We start from the raw sequence: 24,591 nt of genomic DNA, 5'->3' as shown, positions 1-24,591 counted from the left end.
CTGAAGTGCAAGCTCGGTCGCCGCTGCCTTGTCCTTAACTGCGCGTGGTTTGCTGCGCCAATGTCGCCGCCACGTCCACCAGCTTGCGCGCGTAGCGCGGATCGGTGGCGTAGCCGCCGGATTGCAGCGCATGCGCGAAACCATACATGTTCTGCCCTTGGTTCAACGCGCTCTTGTAGCGCGGCGAATCCTTCAACAGACGGGCATAATCGCTGAAAGCCTCGGCGTAAGAACCGTAGGCGCGGAATTTTTCCACCCGCTTCTGTGCGATCCCACCCTCGTATTCGGTGGTCATCACGCTAACCGTGCGCCCTTGCCAATCCCCGCTGGCCTTGATGCCGAACAGATTATGGCTGTTGCTGCCGTCCGGGTGGCGGATCGCCCGCTTACCCCAGCCGCTTTCCAGCGCCGCATGCGCGACCACCGCTTCAGGCGCCACGCCCAGTTGGGCCGCGGCCGTGCGGGCATGCGGCAACATCTCGGCGGCGAAGTCGCGGCTGCCACCCTTGCCGGCCGCTTCGGTCTTGGCCTGAGCCGCCGGGGTAGCCAAGGTCAGCGCCGCGCCGGCGGTCTGCTGCGCCTCCTGGTAGGCCAGCAAGGCCTTGGAGCCACCGGTCGGACGCGCGGCCAGTTGCGGGCCCGGAGCGGCGTAAACCGTGTGCGCGCTCTTGTCGTCCGGATCGAAATTCGACTGTTTGGCGATCTGGCGATACAGCATATCGCCCAAACCCAAACCGCCGTTGGAGCTCAAAGCCTGGGTCAGTTGCTGATCGTACAGGCCTTGGTAGGTGCTCAAATCGTTGGATTCGCCTTCCGGGTCGAACTTGGTCTCGCGCATATTCTTGAGCAAGGTGTTCATCAATAAGGCCTCGAACTGCGACGCCACTTGCCGCGCCGCGCCCTTTGGGTCTTTGATCGCCTGTGCCCGCAGCTCATTCAGCTGGCTCGGATCCACAGCCAACTGCCGGTTTAGCAAATCGTTGGCGCTCATGGCACCGGTATTGATGGACTGAATCGTCATTTCTCGCTCCTGGAATTCATCTAAAAGCAAGATTCGGGCCAGAAAAAAAGACGGCTGCTTGGCCGTCTTTTTTCTGGCCTCGCAAGGCTCAGATGATCTGCAAGTCTGCTTTCAGCGCGCCGGCGGACTTCATCGCCTGCAAAATGGAAATCAGGTCCTGAGCATTCGCGCCCAGCGCGTTCAGCGCCGCCACCACTCGCGACAGATTGGCTCCGTTGGGCAGGCTAATCAGCTTGCTGCCCGGGGTGTTGATGCTGATGTCCGCCTGGTTGGTCACCGTAGTCTTGCCGCCCGACAACGGATTGGGCTGACTCACTTGCGGCGTGTTGCTGACAGTTACGGTCAGGTTGCCGTGCGATACCGCGCACGGCGCCAGGGTCACCGCCTGATTCATCACGATGGAGCCGGTGCGGGCGTTGATGATGACGGTGGGGGAAACATCTGCCGGGTCGACGGCAATATTTTCCATCTTGGACAGAAACTGCACGCGCTGGTCCGGATCGAACGGCGCGCGCACTTCGATCAGCCTGCCGTCCACCGCGCGCGCGGTGCCCTGGCCGAACGATTTGTTGATCGCCTGCACCACGCGGTTGGCGGTGGTGAAATCGGACTCGCGCAGTTCCAGATTGACGAATTCGCCGGACCCCAGCGCAGTAGGCACTTCGCGCTCCACCGTGGCGCCCGCGGGAATGCGGCCCACGCTAAGCTGATTGATCTGGGCGGAGCTGCCGCCCGCCGAGGCGCCGGCGCCGCCGACGACCACATTGCCCTGCGCCATCGCGTAGATCTGACCATCCGCGCCTTTTAGCGGCGACAGCAGCAAGGTGCCGCCGCGCAGGCTTTTGGCATCGCCGATAGACGAGGCCGTCACGTCTATCGCCTGCCCCTGCCGCGCAAACGGCGGCAAGGTCGCGGTCAGCGTGACCGCGGCGATGTTCTTGGGGTCGAGCTTGGTGCCCGGAGGCACTTGCACGCCCAGCTGATTCAGCATATTGGACATCGCCTGGCCGGTGAAGGGCGAGGAGGTAACCTTGTCGCCGCTGCCATCCAGACCCACCACCAGGCCGTAGCCTATCAGTTGGTTGGGACGCACCCCACCGACATTGGTCAGATCCTTCAAACGCTGCGCCGCCATGGCCGGGAACAGCGCCAGCGCCAACAACATCCCTAACATCAATCGCTTCATTTTCCGCCCGCTTTCAGCCCATCGCGCCCGCTAAGCGACCGCGGCGGGCCGGTAATCCGTTAAATCGGCAATATGCTCATGAAAAACTTGGCCAGCCAGCCCGGCTCATTGTACAGCCGGTGCGTGCCCTTGGTCTGCTGCTCGATGCGGGCATCCGCCACCTTGAGCGAAGACACGCTGCGATCCGCGCTGATATCGCGCGGATTGACCACGCCGGACAGCCGGATCGACTCGGTATCGCTGTTCACACGCACGACTTTTTCGCCACTGATCGACAAATTACCGTTGGGCAACACCTCCAACACCGTGACAGTGATGGAGCTGACAAAGGAGGTGGCCACCTTGTTGTCGCCCTTGCCGGTATTGTTGGCCGAACCCGAGCCGCCAAAATTGGCCCCGGCCAAACCACCGGCGGCGCCGCTGGGTAGGAAGGGAATCTTGATGCCGGCGTTGATGCTGCTGTTCAGGCCCGAGGTGCGGGTATTGGTTGTCTGCTCCGACGCCGACGTCGACGAGTTTTCCTGGATGTTCACCGTCAAGGTGTCGCCGACATAGGCCGGCATCCGGTCCTGAAACAAAGGCCGGTAACTGGCCACCTGGAAAATCGAGCCATTGGTGGGCATGCTGACCGGCTGCGGCTGCGGCCGCGCGCTGGTCGGCTGCTGCACCAGCGGCGGCTCCTGGGTCACGCAAGCGCTTAATAGTGCGGCCAGCATCGCCGCCATCGCCATCGCCTTCATCAAACACCTCGTCAATTCAAATCTCGATCGACCGCCTTCTGCCGGCGGCCCGCTCCGGCTTACAGCTGGCTCAGTTTCTGCAGCATCTGATCCGCAGTGGTGATCGCCCGCGAGTTCATTTCAAACGCGCGCTGCGCGGTGATCATATTGACCAGTTCCTCGGTGACGTTGACGTTGGACGCTTCCACGAAACCGGAACGCACCGCGCCGCGGGTATCGGTCTGCGGGTCCCCGTCCTGCGGATCGCCGGAGGATGCGGACTGCAAATACAGGTTGTTGCCCACGCTTTCCAGGCCCTGCGGGTTGATGAAGGTGGTGAGCTGGATGGTGCCCGCGGTTTGCGCCGCCGGGTTATTGGGTAAAAAGTACTGCACCACCCCGGCGGTGGACACCGTAATCTGGTTGGCGGTACCGGGGATGTTGATATTGGGATTCAGCGGATAGCCGTCAGGGTTCACCACGTCGCCATTGGAGTTGCGCTTGAACTCGCCGTTGCGGGTATACGCGGTGGTGCCGTCCGGCAGCTGGATGCGGAAGAAGCCCTCGCCGGCGATCGCCATGTCCAGCGGCTGCCCGGTCTGAGTCATATTCCCCTGGGAGTGGATGCGGGCGGTGGCCACCGCCGCCGAACCGGTTCCCACCTGCAGACCGGTGGGCGTGGTGTTGCCGTTGGCCAACTGCGCGCCGGGCTGACGCAAGGTCTGGTAATACAAGTCCTCGAAAATGCCGCGGCTGCGCTTGAAACCCACGGTGTTGACGTTAGCCAGGTTATTGGACACCACGTCCAGTTGAAACTGGCTGGAATCCATGCCGGTCTTGGCGATGTACAGTGCGCGCATCATGGCTTGTTTACCTCGTCTCCAGAACCGCACAGCCTCTACCGGGCCGCCGCGGCGAAATCTTAATCTTATGGTTTAACCGTTGGTGGACAACAGCTGAGCCGCCTGCTGATCGCCTTGCTGCGCGGTCTGCATCAGACGGACGTTGAGGTCGTACTGGCGGGCGTGGGAGATCATCTGCACCAGGCTTTCCACCGAATTGACATTGCTGGCCTCCAACATTTCCGGCACCAGCTTGACGTTGGCGTCGGCGGCCGCGTTGCCGCCACCGTTGACGCGGAACAGGCCGTCCTCGCCCTTGTACACATCCTTGGGGCCAGGATTGACCATCTTGATCTGTCCGACCAACTGCGGCGTGCGCACTACGCCGGATAGCGGAATCGCCACTACCGAACCGTCTTCCCCCAATTGAATGCGGGAACCGGTGGGCACAACGATGGGACCGCCGTCGCCCATGATGGGCAGACCGGAACGGGTGCGCATCATGCCGGTGGCGTCGAGCACATAACCGCCGTCGCGAGTATAAGCTTCGGCGCCGTCCGGCGCCTGCACCGCGAAGAAGCCCTTGGAGCCGATGGCGAAGTCGCTGACGTTGCCGGTATGCATCAGGCTGCCCTGGCTCAGGTCGTGGCCCACGGTGTTGTCCACCACATAGGTCCGCGTCGGCGCGCCCTCGCCCACCACTGGCAAGGCGCGAAACGCCACCACGTCGGCCTTGAAGCCGTTGGTGTGCACATTGGCCAGATTGTTGGCGGTGGTGGCTTGCTGCCACATCACGTGCTTGGCGCCGTTCATCGCCAGGTAAAGCATTCTATCCATCGCGCGCGCTCAGTTCATCAGATGTTCAGCAAGGTCTGCACCAGGGTGTCCTGGGTCTTGATGGTCTGCGCATTGGCCTGGTAATAGCGCTGCGCGGTGATCATATTGACCAGTTCCGCGGTCAGATCGACGTTGGAATCCTCCACCGCGCCGGCCTGAATAGTGCCGGTATTGCCGGTGCCGGGCGCATTGTAGGAGGCGATGCCGGAATCGTAGGTCTGCGCCCACAGATTATTGCCCTTGGACTGCAAGCCTTGCGGATTGATGAAGTTGGCGAGAGCAACCTGGCCTATGGTCTTAGTCTGGCCGTTGGTGAACGTCGCCTGGATGATACCGGAGGACGAAATATTGATGCCCTTCAGGTTACCGGGCGCGGAGCCGTCGATGGTCGGCGGAGTGGTCACGCCGAAGTTCTGCCCCACCTGGGTGGAACCGGTAAAGCTGAAGGCCACGGTCTGTGGCACCGCCGAGCCGTTGAGCGGGCTGGGGGTGAAATTGATATTGAACGGTCCGGGCGTGGTCAGCACGCCAGACGTATTGAAGGTCAGCGAAAAATTGTTGCTGTTGGGCGGCGTGTTATTGGCCGGGTTGCCGTCCACATAGGCGGTCGCGGTCCAGGTCCGGCCGGCGGCGGTGGGCGCGCCGGCGACATAGTACATGGTCACCTGGTGCGGGTTGCCCAGCGAATCGTAAACCGTATTGGTGTTGGACCAGTTGTAGGAGGCCGAATTGGTCGGGTCCAGCGGCGTAACGGTCGGCACCGTGCTGCGGGAATCCAGGTTGATGCCAAGGGTGGCCTTGGTGGTGGCCTGCGGTGACACTAGGTTGGAGTTCAGCTGTATTTTGCTGACCGGCCCCTGGGTGATATTGCCGGCGGCGTCCGCCTGCCATCCCTGCAAGAAGTTGCCGTTATTGACCACATAGCCCTGATTATTGATCTGGAACTGGCCGTTACGGGTGTAGGACAAGGTGCCGTCCGGCTGGGCCACGGTGAAGAAGCCGCCGTTGTTGATCGCCAGGTCCAAGCTGCGGCCCGTAGTGGTCACGTTGCCGTTGCTCATGTTCTGCGTCACCGCGGCCACCTTGACGCCAATGCCCGGCGTGGTGGTGGCGATGCCGTACAGGGTATTGCCGTACATGTCGGCAAACTCCGTGCGCGAACTCTTGAAGCCGACGGTGTTGGCATTGGCCACGTTGTTGCCGATGGTGTCCAGTTGGGTGGAGGCGGCGTTCAAGCCGCTCAAACCTTGTTGAAAGCCCATGATGTCAGTCCTTGAAGTCGAATGAGGTCAGCAGGATCAGGCGGTCATCTGCGCCACGTCGCCCAATTGGGCACGGCTGCCGTCCGGCAGCACCAGCTCTGGGATGCCCTGATCCCAGGCCACCGCGGTCACTGTCTGCGTGTTGTAGGCCACGGCCGTAGTGCTGCCATTGGCGCTGGCCTGGGTCACGTCGGCGCTGAAGCTGTATTTGCCCGCCGGCACCACTTCGCCCTTGTCGTTCTTGCCGTCCCAGCTGAAGGTGTTGACGCCGGCCACCGGCTTGTCGATGGTCATGGTGCGAACCACATTGCCGTTGGCGTCCTTGACGCTGACTTTCACAGTCTGCGCCGGGCCGTTCAGCAACACGCCGGCCGGGGTGGTGCCGCCATCCGGCGGCTTGGGCAGGCTGCTGCCGGCCACCAGTACTTTTTTGCCTATCATGCTGGACGCCATCAGCGACTGGGACGCCGCCTGCGCGCCGATCAGCGCCTGCATGGACTGATTTAGCTGCTGAATACCGCCCACTTGGCTGATCTGCGCCATCTGGGCCGTCATCTGACTGTTGTCCATCGGGTTCATCGGGTCTTGAGAACGCATCTGGGCCACGAACAGTTTCAGAAAGGTGTTCTGAATGTCGCTGGCGCTGGAGCCGACCACGCCGGAATTGCTCTTGCTGCCGTTGACGCTGCTGTTCGGATTGGTCTGAGTCTGACTATTCAGTACGTCATAAGGATTTGCGCTAGCCATCGCCTTTACTCCTCTCGCCTCACTGGCCCAACTGCAGCACTTTCTGCTGCAGCGTCTTGGCCGTATTCATGATTTCGACATTATTCTGGTAAGCGCGGGAGGCGGCGATCATGTCGGCCATCTCCTCCACCGGATTCACATTGGGCATCGTCACGTAGCCGCGCTGGTCAGCCAGCGGATTGCCCGGGTCGTACTTGAGCCGCGGCGGGGTCTGATCTTCTACCACCGCGGTCACACGCACGCCCGCCACCTGCGGCTGCGACGCCGTCACCGGAATCGCGGTGAACACCGCGTGACGCCCTTTGTAGGGCTCCCCCGTGGAGCTGGTCGAACTTTCCGCGTTGGCGATATTGCTCGCCACCAGGCTGAGGCGCATCGACTGCGCCGACATGGCCGAACCGGAAATGGAAAACACATTGGACAAAGACATCAGCCATTGCCTCCCTGGCCCTGGATCGCCGAACTCAGGCCGCTGATCCGCTTGTTCAGAAAAGTCAGCGTCGACTGGAAGCGGACCGCGTTGTCGGCGAAGGCCGCGCGCTCCACGTCCATGTCCACGGTGTTGCCGTCCACGCTGGGCTGCACCGCCGCGCGATATTGCAGCGCGGCGCCGCTGCTCGCGCCGCCGGCGCCCGCAAGGTGCCGGGCATCGGTCAAATTCATCGCCAAACGACCCTGCGCATCGGTTTGCGCCTGCAAGGCCTTGCCGAAATCAAAATCCACCGCTTTGTAGTTGGGGGTTTCGTCATTGGCGATATTGCTGGCCAGCACCTCGGTGCGATAGGCCCGCAAATTCAGCGCTCGCTGCTGAAAGTCGAAATGTTTGGCGATTTTGTCTAGCATGTCAGCCTCCTTGAGGCGACGTTAAGCAGGAAGCGTGCCAAGTCATAAAACCCCAACAGCCCGTTGATTTTTCTAGGCAATCGGACAAACCCTTCTCCGCAACAGCCCAAACGGCAACAATGAGCGGCAAGATTTGCCGCCTCCGGCCCAAGCGACAGATTTTGCTTGCCGCACCGCGCAATTCGTGCCAAACCAACATAAGAACCATTGAAGACGCGTCCGAGATCGCCGACACTTACGCATTGGCAGGCGATTGCGGACGGCTTTGAGAAAATAGAGAAAACAGGCGGGGGAAGAGGCATGCTGGAAGTACAACATTTAATCATCTCGCTGGCGGAGCCGTCGCATGTGCAGGCGCAGATCATCAGCAAGGCGCTGGGCGAGATGGGCATCTCCAAAGTGGAGACCCATCCCAACGGCGAATCGCTGCTCAGCCGTGCGCGCGAGTCGCGCCCCGACTTGGTGATCAGCGCCTATTACCTGCCCGACATGACGGGCCAGCAGTTGCTGCAACAGATGCGCGAAAGCGCCGACCTCAGCGGCATGCCTTTCATTCTGGTTTCCAGCGAAACCAATCCGGAACGACTGGAGCCCATTCGCCAGGCCGGCAGCCTTGGCATCCTGCCCAAGCCCTTCACCAGCGGCCAACTGGACGAGGTGCTGGCCAACGCGCTGGACTTCATCAATACCGAAAGCCTGGCCATGGAGGTGGACACGGACTTGGCCAACGTCCAGGTGCTGATCGTCGACGACAGCCAGACCTCGCGCCGCCATGTGCGCGCCGTGCTGGAGCGCCTGGGCTTCGAACACTTCACCGAAGCCGCCAGCGGCGCCGACGCGCTGCCGCTGCTGGAGAGCGAAAGCTTTCAGTTGATCATCGTCGACTACCACATGCCCGGCATGGACGGCTGCGAGCTGGCTCGCCACATCCGTCAAAGCAGCACCATGGGGCGCACCCCCATTCTGATGATCACCAGCGAGACCGATCACGACCGGCTGGCCGAAGTGGAAGCGGCCGGCGTCTCGGCCTGCTGCGACAAGCCCTTCTCCACCAACAAGCTGAGAGACACCATACGCGAACTGCTGCAGGAATACTGAGAACCTGTTCAAAATCTGCTGTGCTTCGTGAAGCGTTGCACAGCGAGTACAAGCTCAAAATGCTCATGTAGCATTAGTACATTCCGCTTTTTCGCTCGATTTCGCCCTGTCTCATCCTTGCTCGCGGGACTTTGAACAGGCTTTGAAGCAGCCGTTCTTTATTACTTAGGCGCCACCCACACCAGCCGCGAATTCGCCTTGGCCTCGCCAAACGCCTGCCGCCGCCAGTAACCCTGAGTCGCGTAAGCCTGCGCGGCGTCCAGCTCGGGAATGCGGCAGAAGTTCACCTCGCTAAAGCCTGCCTTCAGCAATTGACTTCGGCCGCGCTGCCGGGTCTTGACGCAAGTCGGCGCGCCGGCCTGCTCCACCCATGGGCGCGGCGCGCCCGGCTGCCAGGCCAGCTCCCGCTCCAGCTTGGGCTGAGTCATCATTGCAAGACCGTTGAGCACCGCGGCCAACAAGGCTTGCCAACGCTCCGCCACCGCGGTTATCTGCGGCGCCAGTTCGCCCGGATAAGTGACCAGCAAGGCCTCCACTCCGTCGGACTCATGCAGCCATTGCGCGGCGTCGCGCGAAAAACCCTCCCCCACCAAGGTCAGCAGCAAGGCCTTGCGCTCCGGCTGATGCGAGACAAAAGCTCCGCCGCCGCCCGGCACATGCAGAAAGAAGGCGTCGGCCGGCAAGTTCAGCGTATCCGGCAACTGCGAGGGCAGCCGAGTGTGGGCCAAAGCGTGGACCAAACCATCATCCAGATGGGAAATCACGCGGCCATGACGGGCAAAGCAGCCCCAGGACTCCGCCAAAGCCAGTTCGGCGACGATGGTCTGCTGCTCCACTGCAAATACCTGGGCGGCGCGCTCCAGTTCGCGCTTGATCACTTCCTTCATTTCCTTGCGCGCCGCGGACGGCAGCAAGGCCTGGACATACAACTGGCTGACGCGCTTGGCCCAAGGACGGGAGGCCGCATAACGCTGCACGGCATACATCATTCCCTACCCCTTTCCTGAAACAAAAAGGGCGCATTGTAACAAAGCGCCCCCGCGTACCCAAGCCGCGATCCGGCCTCACCCGTCGCTCCCCCTCTTGCCGGCCGGGCGGACACGGCTTTCCGCAATACCTGAATACAGCCACTGCCTGAAATGATTCAAAGTCATCGGCTTGCCAAAATAAAAGCCCTGCAAATACTCGAAGCCCTTCACATTCAGATAGCTTTGCTGGCCCTGGGTCTCCACCCCTTTCACGATGACCTGCACTCCCATCTCGCTGGAGGATAAAAGCAGGCCGTCCAGGATATTCCCTTTCAGGCTGTCTTGACCCAAGGCCGACACGTAACCCTTCTCAACCTTCAGATAGTCGAAGCCCCAGCGGCTCAGATAAGCTTTGTCGGCATAGCCGGCGCCAAAGTCGTCCAAGGCCAGCCTCACCCCCATCTGCCGCAAGCCGTTGATCACCTTTTGTGCGCCGGAAGCCTCCTGCAGCGGAGCTCTCTCCGACACCTCCAGCACCAGCTGCGCCTGCTTTTCACGCAGTAGATTGACCAGTGGCCGGCAATCCTCCAGCAATTCGGGCAAAGCCAGGTGATCGGTAGAGATATTGACCCCGACCATAAAGCCGGGAGGCAACACGATCTGCTTCAACTCCTCGGCCACCCGCCGCAGCATATAGCGCGTCAACGGCACAATCATGCCGGCCTCAATCGCGGTCTGTATAAAGAGTTCGGAGCGCACATTGCCCTGCACCGGGTGCCGCCATCGCGCCAGCACCTCCACCCCGACGCATTCGCCGCTGGCCGCGGTGACGATGGGCTGGTAATGGGCGAAAAACTCTTTTTGCCGAATGCCCTCGGATATCTCCCAACCCGTCGCCTTGCGTCCGCCGGAACCGCGGCGCGCGCCCCAGGCGACGCCGCCGCCCAACGCCGCGGCCGCCAACAAGGCCAACCATTGGGTTTTCAGAGCCAACAACGGCACCACCGCCCACTGCGGCGCCGCCAGCACGCCTATGCGCGCCGGTGCAGACGGCACCCAAGCCATCTCTCCAACCGTGTCCGCTCCTTGATCCCTCACCTCGCCGTTGGCCGCCAGCGCGCGCGCCCCCGCCAGCAAGCTCACTTTCAAGCCTTCGCGCTCGGCCAACGCCAATTGAGCCACCAGCGGCCCGGCATCCAACTCGATCACCCCTGCGGCATGCCCCAGCCGCAGGCCCGGCAACAACTGGCCATTGCCGGCCGACACCAAGCTCGCCCCGTTTTCAAACCCTCCCGCCTCCTCGGAAACACCCCGCCGGGAGGCGCACAGCGCGCCGCCGGCGCCGCGCGCCAGGGCGAAGCGCGCCAGCGAGGTGCGCTGAACCAATTCCGCCAAAGCCTGCGTTTGAGCACGGCAATCCGGCTCCGGAGGCGGCAGCGCGTCCAAACGCGTCAGCGCGGCGAACGCCGGCGACAATTGCCAGGTCAACTGTCCGACGACCAACTCGGCCTTTTCCCCAGCCGCCGACTGCATCCTCCACGCCGTCAACGCCAACGCCAAGCCCACCATCAACGCCAGGGCCAAACCGACGCAAACCGCATAGGCCGCGCCCGGGGCGCAGGACATCAACCAGGAATGCGCTCGGTCCGCGCTTGCGAATCTGTTCTTTCCACTCATTGCCAGCCCTCAACGAAGGTTTCACGCATGGCCCGTCATCGTTGAAGTGTAGTTAGAACCTCGCAAATCTCCACAAGCCAACGCCATGCAACCGGAGCCCCATCCTCGCCCGCCATCGAGGGCAAGCGGCAGTTTTTTTGGAGAATCGTCGCGGCAAGCGGCAAACAATCAAATACTTAGCCGGCATGTTTTTAAAAAACAGTTGTAAATCCGTCCGATTTACCGTATAGTCCGGCCTCTTGTGTTTCCACCGGGCATTCCAAACCACGCCTCAGCCCGGGTGAGATTGCTTCATCGTCTCTGACCATTTCCAGGCTTCGTCCACGCTTATAATGTCGCATCAGACTGGACCGCTGTTCGCCGCTTGTCAGGTTAGTGCCGATGATTTACGGCTTAAAGGCGCCGTATAACCGACCGCCACCAACCTGGCTATAAGTGACGCCGGCAGTAACCGGCTTGAAAGGACATCATGCATTTCTCCGATCTGGGCATCGCCCCGACCATCCTCCGCGCTCTGGAAGCCGCCGGCTACTCTTCCCCTACCGAAGTACAGGCTCAAGCCGTGCCCGCCGCCATTGCCGGCCGCGACCTGCTGGTATCCGCCCAAACTGGTAGCGGCAAGACCGCAGCCTTCCTGCTGCCGGCGCTGACCAAGCTGTCCGAGCGCTCCACCGGCAAGGGTCAAGGCCCGCGCGTACTGGTATTGTGCCCGACCCGCGAACTGGCTCAGCAAGTGGAAAAGAACGCGCTGGAATACGGCAAGGACCTGCGCTGGATGAAGACCGCCTGCTTGGTGGGCGGCGCCTCCTTCGGCTACCAAACCCGCGCGCTGTCCCGCCCGATCGACCTGATCGTGGCCACCCCGGGTCGTCTGATGGACCACATGCGCTCCGGCCGCATCGACTTCTCGCGCCTGGAAATGCTGGTGCTGGACGAAGCCGACCGCATGCTGGACATGGGTTTCATCGAAGACATCGAGACCATCGTCAAAGCCACTCCGGACACCCGTCAGACCGTACTGTTCTCCGCCACGCTGGACGGCACTGTCGGCCGCATGGCTGAAAAGATGACCCGCGATCCGCAGCGCATCGAAATCGCCCGCAGCGAAACCTCGGGCGGCACCATCGAAGAACACCTGCTGTACGCCGACGATCTGAACCACAAGCATCGTCTGCTGGATCACATTCTGAAAGAGTCCGGCTTCGACCAGTGCGTGATTTTCTCCGCCACCAAAGCCTACTCCGAAGAACTGGCCGACAAGTTGTCCGACCAGGGCTATTCCGCCGCCTGCCTGCACGGCGACATGCCGCAAAGCTGGCGCAACCGCACGCTGAACGATCTGCGTCGCGGCCGCATCAAGATCCTGGTGGCCACCGACGTGGCAGCCCGCGGCATCGACGTGCCCACCATCACCCACGTGGTGAACTTCGACCTGCCGAAACAGGCTGAAGACTACGTGCACCGCATCGGCCGCACCGGCCGCGCCGGTCGCGACGGCACCGCCATCACCCTGGCGGAGTCCAAGGAGTTCCACAAGGTTCGCCGCATCGAGCAATACCTGAAGCGTCAGATCACCGAAGGCGTGATCGAAGGCATGGAGCCGACCCGTCGCCCGCCGAAAGGCCCGCGTCGCAACACCAGCGGCAAAGGCGGCTACGGTGATCGTCGTCCGGGCAGCGGCGGCGGTCGCGGCGGCTACGGCAATCGTCGCGAAGGCGGCTACCAAGGCCAACGCCGCGAAGGCGGCTACCAGGGCAACCGCGGCCCGCGCAGCACCCAACAGCAGTAAGCGCAAGCCGCCCCCGACAACGGGGGCGCTGCAGCGAAACGCCATCGGCTTGCCGATGGCGTTTCGCATTTCAGCTTTCGTTCGCCCATCTGCGCAAAGCCAAGGCCAGAAACAGCCAGGCTCCGTGCGGCAACCATTGTTCTGTCCAACGCCAGGATTGGCCTATATCGGTCTGTTCCGGGCTCAGAAAGGCAATGCCCTCATCCGCGCCCGGCGCGGCGGTGATCCCATTGCACACTCCTCCGCAGGCGTTGTAATAGCCCGGCTCATAGCGCGGATTATTACGGCCCCAGCCCTGCAGCATGCAAACGTCGAAGGGATTGCGCCCCAGAATCCAGTCCAGCGCGCCTTGGGCGTAAGCCCGCAAAGGCTCGCCTTCCTCCTCCGCTTGCGCCAGGCCGCAAGCCGCGGCGGCCAGAGACGCCAAACGCGCGTTCTCCCCCTGCCACCAGTAGCCGCTGCCATTGTGCTGCGGCATGAAAAAACGCGCAGAGCCGGCCGCCCCATCCACCGCCACCCATTGCCGCGGATAGGCGAAAGGGTTTCCCGCCGCCGCCGTCAGCGTCATCTCCGCCTCCAATCCGCGCCGGACCGCCCGCCGCGCATCGCTCGCCAGCGGCGAGGCCGGCAACACCGCGGCGAAACGCAGCAAGGCCAGATAAGGCAAGCCGGCTTCGACCGCGTGAAAATAGCTCTGTCGCCGCTCTGCGTCCATCCAGAAACGACCGGCCTCGTCCTGCTGCGCCAACATGCGCCGCGCGCGGCGGTCGGCGGCATCGGCGAACACCGGCTCGCCGCTGGCCGCGTACAGCTCGCAGGCGGCCAAGAGCGCGCAGTAGTCGTCGATCAGGTTTTCACAGCCGTCCTCCAGATAACGCGCGTTGTATTGCTGCAGATGGGCGAAACCTCGCCGCGCCGCGGCCAGATAGTCTCCACGGCAGAACTCGCCGTCGCGCGGCAATTCCGCGGCGCGCGCCAGCGCGGCGATCGCCAGGCCTCCCCCCTGGCGAAAACCCGCCTGAAAGGCGCCCGATCTGACTCCACGCTGAGTGGTGAAGGCGCACAGCTCGCGCTGCTCCGGCGCCTTGCTCCAACCGTCGAACAAAGTCATATAGAAAAAGCCGGACGAGTGCTGCATGCGCAACAGAAAGTCCGCCCCGTGCAACGCCTCGTCCACCATGCGCTCGTCGAACCAGCGCGGCTGCGGCGGCAAAGCCTCGCGGCCCGCCATCAGGCTCCAGGCCAGCAGCGGCGTCTGCTGAGGATTCATGAAGTTGGCGTAGGACAGATGGGACAGGTATTTGGAACAGTCGCCGGAAGCGTCGAACCAACCTCCGCGCGCATCCCGTCGCGCCTCTCCGCCCCACTCCGGCGCCGCTCGATCGGCCTGGTCGTAAAGACCGGTGCAACGTTGCGACTTGAAATAATGCAATAGATCGGACAGCATCTGGCCGCCCAGACAATCAGGCCCCACCTCGAACTCATGACTGATCACCGGCGGCGCGCTGTCCCGTAGCCACAGCCGGTACCGTCCCGGCTGCGTCCAATCGCTGAAATCAGCCAGCCAGTAGTGCCATTCCGGCCAGCCCTCCGCCATGCCCTGCGGCCTCAAGGGAATGTCGACCGCGATCCGCCCCTCTCCATCCAACAGGGCCAGCGTTGCGGGCACGGCCCCGGCAGGCGCTTGCAACAAGGCCTGCTTGGACGCTTGGGGTTCAAAACCAACATGATTCAGCAGAATCTTCATGGCGCGTCTCCCGGCTAATTAAGTAAATCGTTTTGCCTTAATAACGGGCAATATTTACGTGCCGCGACGGCCAGGTCAAGCCATTGACATAAAAATGCCGCATCAAGCCTTGAGCAGCACTTCGTATTGCGGATTGAATTCATCGAAGATGGGCAGGGCCGCCGCGCCCAGCGCCACCGTGTCGCGGCCGGCGCTCCCCAGCAACACGCGCGGGCCGAAGCTTTGCCGGATAGACCCCGGCAGCGGATGCAGTCGTTGCTCCAGCTGCTCCAGCAAGGCCGGCGGCAGGAAACCCCCTATCACCACCGCCTCAATGTCCAACAGGCTCTCCAAGATATTGATCGCCTGGCGCAACGGCGGCGCGGCGGTGGCCAGCCAGCGTTCCATGCCGTAGCAGATCTCCGGCGTCGGCCGCGCCAGGCTGCGCGCCGCCAGTTCGGCGTCGTCGGCCAGGCCCAGCGTTTCGTACAACGCGCGCAGCGATACATAACGCTCCAGACAGCCGTGGTTGCCGCAGTCGCAAGGCCTTCCGTCCGGCATCACGATCATATGGCCGATTTCGCCCGCGTTGTGGCGAACGCCCGCGTACAGCCTCCCATCCAGAAACAAACCCGCGCCCAGCCCGGCGCCGATGAACAGGTAAACGAAGTTGCGCAGCGCGGCGGCGCGGCCGTACAGCCGCTCCCCGATGGCGGCGGCGGTGGCGTCCTTTTCAAGCAAGACCGGCAGATCCAGCCTGCGCTCCAGTTGCGCCGCCGCGTCCACCTCTTCCCAGCCCGGCAAGGTGGTGGGGCCCACCGAACTCATGCCCTCAACGCCGAACGGACCCGGCATCACCAGTCCCAAGCCCAGCACCCGACCCCAGTCTATTCCGGAGTCGGCGCGCAGCCGCCCCACCACCTCTTCGATCAAGGGCAGGGCCAGTTGCGGATCTGGTCGCTGCACCGGTGCCTCCACGCGCGCGCGGCACTGACCGGCCAAGTCCACAGCCACCGCGATCAGCGACTGGGTGTCCAGCTGAATGCCCAGCGAGTAAGCGCCGTCGGGATTGATGCTCAGCGGTATCGCCGGCTGGCCGCGCGCGCCTTCGCGCATCGGCTCTCCCGCCAACAACATGCCGCCGTCCAGCAATTCCGCCGCGATATTGGACACCGTTTGCGGCGTCAACGCGGTCAGGCGAGCGATCTCGGCGCGGGTTAGTTGCCCGTTCAGACGTATGGTTTCAATCACCGCGCGGCGGTTGTGCGCGCGGGCATGTTCCAGATTGGTCCCCGCCACCGTGCGCGAGTCCCGGCCTGCGGGAATGGATTTCATGCCGGCAGTATGGCGAGCCGGCACAGGGCGGACAAGCGTGCCGGCAAGGTCTGTTGCGCCGGCGGCGACTGACGGACCGCATTGTCGCCACAATTAAATAAATCAACTTGACGAAATGCCAATGCAATGATTGAATTCCTGAAAATTCCAATGGCATCGCAATAGAGTCGACGCAAATCGATGATGTTGCAGTGATTTGCGCCGGACGCCCGCATTTGACCAAGGACAGCACCGTGACTGAAGCTTTTGAATATCGCTTGGGTGTCGATGGCGGCGGCAGCGGCACCCGCGTCTGTTTGAGCGACGCGCGCGCCCGCCCGCTGGCCCATGCCGAGGGCGGCCCCTCCGCCTTGTCGCGCGGCGTGCCGCAAGCCTGGGCCGCCGTGAACGAAGTCATCGCCCGCGCCTTCGAGCAGGCCGGCCTGGCGCTGGCTCCGCCGGCGCAATGCGCGGTCGGCCTCGGCCTGTCCGGCGTGCACAACGCCGGCTGGGCCGAGGCCTTCCGCGCAGCCGATCCCGGCTACGCCCGCTTGCGCTTGGCCACCGACGGCTACACCACCTTGCTGGGCGCCCACGGCGGCCGCCCCGGCGTGATCGTGGCGCTGGGCACCGGCAGCATAGGCGAAGCGCTGTACCCTGACGGCGGCCACCGCGAAGTCGGCGGCTGGGGCTACCCCAGCGGCGACGAGGCCAGCGGCGCCTGGCTGGGCCAGCGCGCCGCCCAGTACGCGCAGATGGCGCTGGACGGCCGTCTGGAACCGACGCCTCTGACTCGGGCGGTGCTGGAGCATGTCGGCGGCGACTGGCAGGCGATGATGGCCTGGAACGGCCGCGCCACCCCGACGCTGTTCGCGCGGCTGGCGCCGCTGGTGGTAGCCAACGGCCGCCGCGACTCTCTGGCCGCAGAACTGCTGCGCCAGGCCGGCCGCGACGCCTGGTCCATCGCCAAGGCGCTGGACCCGGACGAAAGCTTGCCGGTAGCGCTGTGCGGCGGCCTGGGTCAGGCGCTGCGCGATTGGCTGCCGCCGGAATTCGCCGCCCGCCTCAGCCCGCCGAAGGGCGACGCCTGCGCCGGCGCGCTGCTCTTGCTGGCCGCCTGATCCCCTTCTCATCTCAAAGGACTCCCCATGCGCCTCTCCCCGCTGCTGCTCGCCGGCTTGCTGGCCCTGGCCGGCCCGGCCCGCGCCGACAAAATCGTGGTCGAATACTGGACCGACTCCCTCAAGCCGCAGTTCGACGCCTACTTCGCCGCGGCGAAAAAGCAATACGAGACGCGCAACCCCAATGTCGAACTGCACTGGGTGGATGTGTTCAACGAGGGTTTCGAGACCAAGCTCAACGCCGCCATCGCCGCCGGCAAGCCGCCGGCGCTGATCAATCACGACGTGCCCCGCTTGTATAAATACGCGCAGAAAGGCGCGCTCTTGCCGCTGGACAGCACGCTGGCTGCGGACAAGGCCGCTTATCTGCCCAATGCGCTGGCCGACCTCAGCGTAGCCGGCAAGCTCTACGCCTATCCCTGGTACAACAACGTCAATGTGCTGGTGCTCAACGGCGAACTGTTCCGCAAGGCCGGCCTGGATCCGGCGCGCAAGCTGGACAGCCTGGAACAGCAACTGGCCGCGGCCAAGGCCATCCGCGTCAAGACAGGCGTGCCCGGCCTGCTGCCGCAATTGGGCCAGATCGACGGCATCATGCTGGGCCGCGGCTTGCCGCTGCTGCAAAACGGCAAGGCGGTCTTCAACAGCCCGGCGCATGTGGCCTTGCTGCGCCAGTACGCCGACGCCTACAAGGCCGGCGCGCTGGCCAAGGAAAACCTGTTCGCCGACGACAACTACCAGGCCAGCGTCAAGCTCTACAACAGCGGCCGGCTGGCGATGATGGAAACCGCGCCCACCGCGGTTAGGCGCACCCAGACCGACGCCCGCGCCATTTTCGCGGTCAGCCAAGTACAGCCTGCGCCGCTGGGGCCCACCGGCGTGACACAGGGCGGCTACCAGTTCGGCTGGGCGATATCCAAGGGACTGCCTGCGTCCACGCAAGCCGAAGCGATCAAGTTCGCCCGCTTCCTGACCAGCGACGCTCAGCAACTGGCGTTTTCCAAAGTCACCGGCGCCACCTTCCCCTCCACTCGCGCAGCGCTGCGCGACCCTTATTTCACCCAGACCGGAGGCAGCTTGGTCGACATCGCCCGCGCTCAGGGTGCCAAGGCTGCGCCGGACATCCGCACCTTCAGCCTGAGCGGGGTGCCGCGGCTGGCGGACCTGAAGAAAAAACTGGTGGACAGCGTGGAAGCCGCGGTCACCGGCCGCAAGGACGCCCAACTGGCGCTGGACGAGGCGGCCGCGTTCTGGAACCGGCAGTTGAAGTAAGCGCGCTGCGATGAAATCCAGCGCCCGCAACGCTTGGCTGTTCCTGGCTCCGGCCCTGTCGCTGATGGCCGCGTTCACCTTCTGGCCGCTGCTGTTCGGCGCCTATCTGGCTTTCACTCGCTACGATCTGCTGTCCCCGCCGCAGTGGGCCGGCCTGGAAAACTTCGAATTCCTGCTGCAGGACGAGGTGTTCTGGCGCGCGATGCGCAATTCCCTGCTCTATCTGCTGGTGGTGCCGGCGATCCAGTTGGCCGCCATCGCGCTGGCGCTGCTTGCCAACCGGCCCTTGCGCGGCGTCAAGCTGTTCCGCGCCGCCGTCTACCTGCCGGTGATCACCACCGTAGCCGTGGTCGGCATCATGTGGAATTGGATGTACGCCGATTACGGCGTGCTCAACAGCGCGCTGCGCTGGTTGCGGCTATTGACCGCGCAACAGGAGATCGGCTTTCTCAGCGACGAGGACATCGCCTTGTTCGCGGTGATGTTCGTCACCTTCTGGCGCGGCGTCGGCTACTACATGGTGCTCTACCTCGCCGGCCTGCAGGCGATTCCGGCGGAGATGCAGGAAGCGGCGCTGCTGGACGGCGCCAATGCCTGGCAGCGTTTCTGGCGCATCACTCTGCCTATGCTAAGGCCCACCATCTTGTTCTGCAGCCTGATTTCCACGCTGGACGCGTTGAAAGCCTTCGAGGAAGTGTTGGTGATGACGCGCGGCGGCCCGCTGAACTCCACCTACACCGTGTTGTATTACATGTTCCATCAAGGCTTCGATCAGTTGGACTTCGGCCGCGGCGCCGCCGCCGGCCTGCTGCTGACCGGCGTGTGCTTATTGCTGGCCGGCCTCAACTTCCGCCTGTTGCGCCCCGCCCACCGCTAGCTTTCAGGACGCTCGCCATGACCGCAGCCTCAAGCCTACTCGCCCGCCCCGCCCGGCAAGCACGTGCGCGCGCGCTGCGGCGCCTGCCTGACTACCTGCTGCTGCTGGCGCTGGCCTGCGCCGCCTGTTATCCGTTTTGGTGGACGCTGATGATCGCGCTGGGCGACGGCGAGCAAGTGTTCGACTTCCCGCCGAGCTGGCCGGAGCCCTTGTCGCTGACCCACTTTCGCGAAGTCTGGAATCAGATTCCGATGGGACGATTTTTATGGAACTCCGCGCTGATTTCCGGCCTCTCCACCGCCGGCACGCTGCTGGTTTCAAGCTGCGCCGGCTTCGCGCTGGCGCAGCTGCGCTTCCGCGGCCGGCAATGGGTGTTTTACGCCATCATCGCCACTCTGCTGCTGCCCAGCGAAACCAATGTGCTCAGCAATTACGTGACCCTATCCTGGCTGGGACTGGACGACAGCCGCGCCGGCGTGGCGCTGCCGACATTGGCCGGGGCTTTCGGAATCTTTCTGATGAAGCACGCCTTTGAGGAGATCCCCGAGGAAATCATCGCCGCCGCGCGCATGGACGGCGCCGGCGACTGGCAGCTGTTCTGGCGCATATGCCTGCCGCTGAGCCGGCCCTATCTGGCCACCTTGGCCATCTTCACCCTGGTGTGGTCGTGGAACAGCTATGTCTGGCCCAGCGTGGTGCTGAAGAACCCGGATCTCTACCCGCTATCAGTGGGCGTGCAGTATCTGAAAGGCGCTTTCGCCACCTCCACGCGGATGGTGGCCGCCGGCGCGGTGCTGACCATCGCGCCGGTATTGCTGGTATTTCTGTTTTGCCAGCGCTATTTCATGCGCGGCATGGACGGCGCGGTCAAATAGCGGCGCTCAAGCTCCACACAGCTCGGCCAAGCGCTGCGGCTCCGCCACCAGAAAATTGCCCTCGCCCTGCAGTTGGACGATGCGCGCGTCGCGACGGCGCTCCCAGGCGTTTACCGGGTACTGGCGCGCCCAGGCGCACATCAGTTGCTGATCCTGCCGGCTCATTCGCAGCTGATAGCGCGCATGCATGTAAAGCGTGATGCGCGCCGCCGCGCCTCGCGCTTCTTCACGCGGCTGGAAGCGTTTGTTGCCGAAATCCGTCACCGATTGGCATTGACCGTACATAGTCGTCGGTTTGCGGCTCCACGCGCCGTAGGCGAAGTTGGCGCGGTCGCCGTTAACCTCGCCAACCGCCGGCACCAGATTGTTCAAATCGCCTTCCGCCATGCGGAATACCGGATCGCTGGCCGCGCAGTTCTTGCGGCCGCCTTGCTGCCAGCATTGACGCTGATGACCCAGATTCCAGGCCGGCACCACGTGCTCCCACTCAATGCGACTGGCGCGGGTTTCCGATTTTCGCGGCACATAGCCGCAGGAAGCCCAATCCACCGCCTTGCCGCGGTAATCGCAGCCGCAATAGAAATCCTGCTCCATGCCGGAGAACACCCGCGGCAATACTTTCTTGGCGTTGGAAAAGTCGCGGTGCCCCACTTGTTTGACGCCGCTGACCAGCTGCGCGGCCTGAACCCGGCCCGGCGCGCCCGTGTCGGCGTCTGGCCGCGTCGCCTGTTCCAGCTGGCGCACCACGGCTGCTCCGGCCTTGGCCAGGGTTTTGACTTCCGCGGATTGACTGATTTTGGAAAATTCGGCCGCATCGCAGGCGGCCAACAACAAAATAACGGGGAGGAGGATGGGATAACGCATGGCGGGCAGTGTAAGTACCCGCTGCGTTCACGACAATAAGATCCAAAAAATATTACAAATGATAATACATATAAATTTCAATAAAAATTGCAATGTCATTAATTGGGGCGCAAGGGCTGCCGGTGCAGCCGGACGATGGCCTCGCCCGTAGGCGCGGCCATCATGTCGCGCAGCGTATATTGGTCCAGCGTCCGGAAAAACGCCGCCAACGCCTCGTCCAACGCGCCCTTGAGCCTACAGCCCGGCCGCAGCGCGCACGGCGGGTCCGCGCAGTCAATCAGCTGCGACAACCCTTCCAACTCGCGCACCACCTCGCCCACGCGATACTGCTCCGGCGCCCGCGCCAGCGCCAAGCCGCCGCCCTTGCCGCGGCTGGTCTGCAACCAGCCCTGCTGCGCCATGAAGTGGACAACCTTGACCAAGTGGTTGCGCGACACCTCGAAACGGGCGGCGATTTCTGGAATGGTGGCCAACTGCCCCTCTTCCTGCCAGGTCAGATACATCAGCACGCGCAGGCCGAGATCGGTAAAACGGGTCAATTGCATGGTCTTAAAACCTGTTCCAAGCCTAGCGATCAAGCGCGAGACAAGACAAAAATGACTGAAGATGCGGAGTGTACACATGGTACACCAGCATCCTGAAACTGTTTTAAACGCCGTATCGTCGACGCGCGGCAGACATTGAACAGGTTCCAAGGCTCCAGAGACGGAGCCCCACGGAGAGCGCCGCCGGCTCAATGGGAAGCCAGCGGCGCCATGGCTTAAGCGCCGACGGCGTTGGAGCCGAACACTTCGAAATGAACCCGCTCCGCCGCCACGCCCAGGTCCAGCAAGCTGGCGCGCTGCGCCAGCATGAAGCCCACCGGGCCGCACAAATAGTAGTCGGCGTCCGGCAACAGCGTCATTTCACGCAGCTGGCTCAGCTGCAGACGGCCCTGTTGCTGGTAGTCGCGGCCCAGCTCATCTTCCGCGCGCGGCGCTTCATAGCAAACATGGGCGCGCAACTGCGCGTGGCGTTCCTGCATCTGCCGCAAACCGTCGCGCATCGCATGCGCGCCGCCGTGGCGAGCCGCGTGCAGGTAGCGGATTTCGCGACGACTGCCGGTTCTCAGCAAATGCCGCAGCATGGACAGCATCGGCGTCTGACCGACGCCGGCGCTGATCAGCACCACCGGGCCGCTGCGCTCTTCATGCAGGAAGAAATCGCCCTGCGGCGCGCTCAGCTCCAGAATGTCTCCCTCCCGTTTTTCCGCGTGCAGCAGATTGGACACCCGTCCCGCCGGTTTGCCCTCGCCGCCGTCCTCGCGCTTGACCGAGATGCGCAGATATTCGTCGTTGGGCGCGTCGGACAGGCTGTACTGACGCGGCTGGGCCAGGCCCCATTCCTCGACGAAGCATTTAACCGACACATACTGGCCGGGCCGGAAGCCCGGCACCGCGCCGCCGTCGGCCGGCGCCAGATAGAAGGAAGTGACTTCCTCGCTCTCCGCCACCTTGCGCGCAATACGGAACGGCCGCCAACCGGCCCAGCCGCCTTCGGCGTTGGCGCTGACGCGGTACAGTTCTCGCTCCTCCGCGATCAAGATATCCGCCAATTGGCCGTAGGCCGCGGCCCAAGCCGCTATCAGCTCCGGCGTCGCCGCCTCGCCCAGCACTTCCTGAATGGAAGCCAGCAAATGCTTGCCGACGATGGGATAGTGCTCGGCGCGAATGCCCAGGCTGACATGCTTGTGCGCCACCCGGGTCAGCACCGGCGCCAATGGCGATGGATCGTCGATGTGCTGGGCGTAGGCCAACACCGCCATCGCCAGCGCCTGCTGCTGTTGGCCGGAATGCTGATGTCCCTGGTTGAAGATGTTTTTCAACTCCGGGTTGTGAGTGAACATGCGGCGATAGAAATGGCTGGTCAAAACCAGACCGTGTTGCTGCAACACCGGAACGGTGGCTTTGACCAGAGCGCGGATTTCGGGACTCAACATGGCGGGCTCCTAAAGATGTGTGCTTGATACATTTTATTGTGGGTAAAAAATGCCGACTCGGTGTCGGTCTGCTTAAAGATGTAAAAATAATACATCTTTATGGCGACGCTGTCACCGCCGCGTAAAATATTCCTTCCGGGTGAGCTTGACCCAGGTCAAGACCCCAGCCATACCGCTTGCATAATATCTGCGCATTCTTACGGCATAACACGTCCATCCGCGGGCGGGCCAAGCAAACGGGGCGGTTCATGGCATTGGTGCTTTACGACGACGGCAATCACAAATGCGTCGCCTTCACCGAACTGGTGCAAGGCGAAGGCATACAATCCAACCAGTTCGCCATCATCGACCAAGGCGAGGGCATTCTGCTGGATCCGGGCGGCAACCTCACTTACAAACATCTGATCGCGGAACTGGCCGATTACTTCCTGCCCTCGCACACCCGCTACATCTTCGCCTCGCACCAGGACCCGGACATCATCGCCTCAGTGGGCGGCTGGCTGCTGATCACTGACGCCCAAGTGATCATCGCCGAAGAATGGACCCGCTTCCTGCCCCACTTCTGCATGCGCGGGGCCACAGCTGGCCGGCTGGTGGCGATTCCGCCACGCGGCATGTGGCTGCGGCTGGGCGGCGCGGAGCTGCAAATCGTCCCGGCCCATTACTTGCACACGGTCGGCTTTTTTCAGATCTACGATCCGATCAGCAAGATCCTGTTCTCCGGCGACATCGGCGCCTCCTTGATGGACGGCCACGCGGCCGGCCTGCCGGTCAGCGATTTCGACGCCCACCTGCACGACCGCCACATGCTCGCCTTCCATCGTCGCTATATGTCCAATAACAAGGCCTGTCGGCTATGGGTGGAGATGGTCCGCCAACTGGACATCGAGTGGATCGTGCCGCAACACGGCGGCTCCTTTAAGGGCAAGCCCATGGTGAAGCGCTTTCTGGACTGGTTCGAAACTCTGGAATGCGGCACCGACCTGATCGGCCCCGCCGATTTCACGCCGCCGCCCCGCGAGGAGCCGCCTCATGACTGACTGGCTGCCGCAGAACAATTTCGACCTTCTCGCCGGCCTGGCGCTGGCCATGGGTTTGCTCGCCTTGTTGGCCGCGCTGCGCTGGCAAGCCCGCCGCGACCGCGCCGCGCATGCGCGGAATACCGACATCCCGATAGCGGAACCGGAACCTGCGGACGCCAGCGATGCCGAACAGCCCTATCAGGTGGATGAGCTGGATTCGCTCGCCGAGGTCGACATCTTCATCGAGTTCGGCTATCTGGAACAGGCGGCGCAGGCCCTGCGCCACTACGTGGACCGGCAAGCGCCGCACTCCTCCAAGCAGTTGCTGCGGCTGGCCGGCCTCTACCTCAAGACCGGCGCGCTAGACGACTACGCCTTGGTGCTGGAACGTCAGCACGATCTGGCGCTGATCGGGCGGGAAGCGTTGGAACAGGCGGTGGAGGCCGGCCTGCGCGTCGAGCGCAATCACCTGTCCCTGCGCGTGCTGGCGGACCAGAGACTGGGCTGGGGGCCGGAGGAGATCGGCCTGCGCCTGGGCGACGACGCGCCGAAC

General features: G+C 63.3%; 23 protein-coding genes and 1 pseudogene. 8 read left to right on the top strand and 16 right to left on the bottom strand.

Annotated elements, in window-relative coordinates; genetic code table 11:
• Positions 1–34: 34 nt before the first annotated feature.
• The 9 genes from flgJ to flgB form a co-directional block, all read right to left on the bottom strand.
• Positions 35–1,021, bottom strand: a complete 987-nt coding sequence (flgJ, locus tag HA052_RS15710; protein WP_240937381.1) for a flagellar assembly peptidoglycan hydrolase FlgJ — start codon at positions 1,019–1,021, stop codon at positions 35–37.
• A gap of 88 nt (positions 1,022–1,109) precedes the next feature.
• The gene (locus tag HA052_RS15705; protein WP_439823240.1) at positions 1,110–2,186 is read right to left on the bottom strand and encodes a flagellar basal body P-ring protein FlgI; all 1,077 of its coding nucleotides are present in this window, start codon (positions 2,184–2,186) and stop codon (positions 1,110–1,112) included.
• 80 nt (positions 2,187–2,266) lie between these two features.
• Positions 2,267–2,947, bottom strand: a complete 681-nt coding sequence (locus HA052_RS15700; protein WP_081546715.1) for a flagellar basal body L-ring protein FlgH — start codon at positions 2,945–2,947, stop codon at positions 2,267–2,269.
• A gap of 59 nt (positions 2,948–3,006) precedes the next feature.
• The gene (flgG, locus tag HA052_RS15695) at positions 3,007–3,789 is read right to left on the bottom strand and encodes a flagellar basal-body rod protein FlgG (RefSeq protein ID WP_043593001.1); all 783 of its coding nucleotides are present in this window, start codon (positions 3,787–3,789) and stop codon (positions 3,007–3,009) included.
• A gap of 72 nt (positions 3,790–3,861) precedes the next feature.
• Entirely contained in the window at positions 3,862–4,605 is a 744-nt protein-coding gene (locus tag HA052_RS15690; protein WP_081546717.1) for a flagellar basal body rod protein FlgF, read from the bottom strand.
• 17 nt (positions 4,606–4,622) lie between these two features.
• Complete coding sequence (gene flgE, locus HA052_RS15685; protein WP_081546719.1) at positions 4,623–5,867, bottom strand: flagellar hook protein FlgE; 1,245 nt, start codon at positions 5,865–5,867, stop codon at positions 4,623–4,625.
• A gap of 36 nt (positions 5,868–5,903) precedes the next feature.
• Positions 5,904–6,614, bottom strand: coding sequence for a flagellar hook assembly protein FlgD (locus tag HA052_RS15680; RefSeq protein WP_081546721.1), 711 nt, complete (start codon positions 6,612–6,614; stop codon positions 5,904–5,906).
• A 19-nt stretch (positions 6,615–6,633) separates the two neighbouring features.
• A complete protein-coding gene (gene flgC, locus HA052_RS15675; RefSeq protein WP_081546723.1) occupies positions 6,634–7,044 on the bottom strand; it encodes a flagellar basal body rod protein FlgC in 411 nt (136 codons plus the stop codon).
• Entirely contained in the window at positions 7,044–7,457 is a 414-nt protein-coding gene (flgB, locus tag HA052_RS15670) for a flagellar basal body rod protein FlgB (protein WP_166452589.1), read from the bottom strand. Before flgB ends, flgC begins: the two co-directional genes overlap by 1 nt.
• 300 nt (positions 7,458–7,757) lie before the next feature.
• On the opposite strand from flgB, the gene HA052_RS15665 reads away from it, so the two are divergent.
• Entirely contained in the window at positions 7,758–8,555 is a 798-nt protein-coding gene (locus HA052_RS15665; protein ID WP_081546727.1) for a response regulator, read from the top strand.
• A 161-nt stretch (positions 8,556–8,716) separates the two neighbouring features.
• On the opposite strand, the gene HA052_RS15660 is transcribed toward HA052_RS15665, so the two are convergent.
• Together HA052_RS15660 and HA052_RS27680 are read right to left on the bottom strand one after the other, a co-directional pair.
• Positions 8,717–9,544, bottom strand: coding sequence for an AcrVA2 family anti-CRISPR protein (locus tag HA052_RS15660; protein ID WP_081546729.1), 828 nt, complete (start codon positions 9,542–9,544; stop codon positions 8,717–8,719).
• A 75-nt stretch (positions 9,545–9,619) separates the two neighbouring features.
• Entirely contained in the window at positions 9,620–11,149 is a 1,530-nt protein-coding gene (locus HA052_RS27680) for an EAL domain-containing protein (protein WP_240937379.1), read from the bottom strand.
• A gap of 520 nt (positions 11,150–11,669) precedes the next feature.
• Between HA052_RS27680 and HA052_RS15650 the strand changes: the two genes are divergently transcribed.
• On the top strand, positions 11,670–12,989 hold the full coding sequence (locus tag HA052_RS15650) for a DEAD/DEAH box helicase (RefSeq protein WP_081546731.1): 1,320 nt from the start codon (positions 11,670–11,672) through the stop codon (positions 12,987–12,989).
• Positions 12,990–13,059: 70 nt separating this feature from the next.
• Here the strand turns inward: HA052_RS15650 and HA052_RS15645 are convergent, their stop codons facing one another.
• On the bottom strand, positions 13,060–14,736 hold the full coding sequence (locus HA052_RS15645; protein WP_166452588.1) for a glycoside hydrolase family 9 protein: 1,677 nt from the start codon (positions 14,734–14,736) through the stop codon (positions 13,060–13,062).
• Positions 14,737–14,838: 102 nt separating this feature from the next.
• Positions 14,839–16,050 carry an ROK family transcriptional regulator gene (locus HA052_RS15640; protein ID WP_166452587.1) on the bottom strand — a complete coding sequence of 404 codons (1,212 nt, stop codon included), beginning with the start codon at positions 16,048–16,050 and terminating at the stop codon, positions 14,839–14,841.
• Between the two features lie 233 nt (positions 16,051–16,283).
• Between HA052_RS15640 and HA052_RS15635 the strand changes: the two genes are divergently transcribed.
• From HA052_RS15635 to HA052_RS15620, 4 genes are read left to right on the top strand one after another with little or no spacing between them, the layout of a single operon-like run.
• Positions 16,284–17,150 (top strand): glucosamine kinase nucleotide-binding domain-containing protein, encoded by an 867-nt coding sequence (locus HA052_RS15635; RefSeq protein ID WP_141111196.1) that lies wholly within the window; start codon positions 16,284–16,286, stop codon positions 17,148–17,150.
• A gap of 27 nt (positions 17,151–17,177) precedes the next feature.
• A complete protein-coding gene (locus tag HA052_RS15630) occupies positions 17,178–18,422 on the top strand; it encodes an ABC transporter substrate-binding protein (RefSeq protein WP_166452586.1) in 1,245 nt (414 codons plus the stop codon).
• A 10-nt stretch (positions 18,423–18,432) separates the two neighbouring features.
• Complete coding sequence (locus tag HA052_RS15625; protein WP_166452585.1) at positions 18,433–19,299, top strand: carbohydrate ABC transporter permease; 867 nt, start codon at positions 18,433–18,435, stop codon at positions 19,297–19,299.
• A gap of 17 nt (positions 19,300–19,316) precedes the next feature.
• Positions 19,317–20,174, top strand: a complete 858-nt coding sequence (locus HA052_RS15620; RefSeq protein ID WP_166452584.1) for a carbohydrate ABC transporter permease — start codon at positions 19,317–19,319, stop codon at positions 20,172–20,174.
• A gap of 6 nt (positions 20,175–20,180) precedes the next feature.
• Here the strand turns inward: HA052_RS15620 and HA052_RS15615 are convergent, their stop codons facing one another.
• The 3 genes from HA052_RS15615 to hmpA all read right to left on the bottom strand — a co-directional run bounded on the left by HA052_RS15615 (position 20,181) and on the right by hmpA (position 23,016).
• Positions 20,181–21,038, bottom strand: coding sequence for an endonuclease (locus tag HA052_RS15615; RefSeq protein ID WP_081546745.1), 858 nt, complete (start codon positions 21,036–21,038; stop codon positions 20,181–20,183).
• A 98-nt stretch (positions 21,039–21,136) separates the two neighbouring features.
• Positions 21,137–21,583: an Rrf2 family transcriptional regulator gene (locus HA052_RS15610; RefSeq protein WP_081546747.1), complete on the bottom strand. Its 447-nt coding sequence runs from the start codon at positions 21,581–21,583 to the stop codon at positions 21,137–21,139.
• Positions 21,584–21,798: 215 nt separating this feature from the next.
• A complete protein-coding gene (gene hmpA, locus HA052_RS15605) occupies positions 21,799–23,016 on the bottom strand; it encodes an NO-inducible flavohemoprotein (RefSeq protein WP_166452583.1) in 1,218 nt (405 codons plus the stop codon).
• A 248-nt stretch (positions 23,017–23,264) separates the two neighbouring features.
• On the opposite strand from hmpA, the gene HA052_RS15600 reads away from it, so the two are divergent.
• Both HA052_RS15600 and HA052_RS15595 read left to right on the top strand, forming a co-directional pair.
• Complete coding sequence (locus tag HA052_RS15600; RefSeq protein WP_166452582.1) at positions 23,265–24,056, top strand: oxygen-binding di-iron domain-containing protein; 792 nt, start codon at positions 23,265–23,267, stop codon at positions 24,054–24,056.
• Positions 24,049–24,591: pseudogene (locus tag HA052_RS15595) on the top strand (hypothetical protein); the annotation flags it as partial. The gene HA052_RS15600 and the pseudogene HA052_RS15595, both read left to right, overlap by 8 nt.

Origin of the sequence: Chromobacterium fluminis (assembly GCF_011602385.1) — a bacterium.
In the GTDB taxonomy this organism is placed as follows: domain Bacteria; phylum Pseudomonadota; class Gammaproteobacteria; order Burkholderiales; family Chromobacteriaceae; genus Chromobacterium; species Chromobacterium fluminis.
This window is presented reverse-complemented; position numbering and strand designations above follow the sequence as displayed.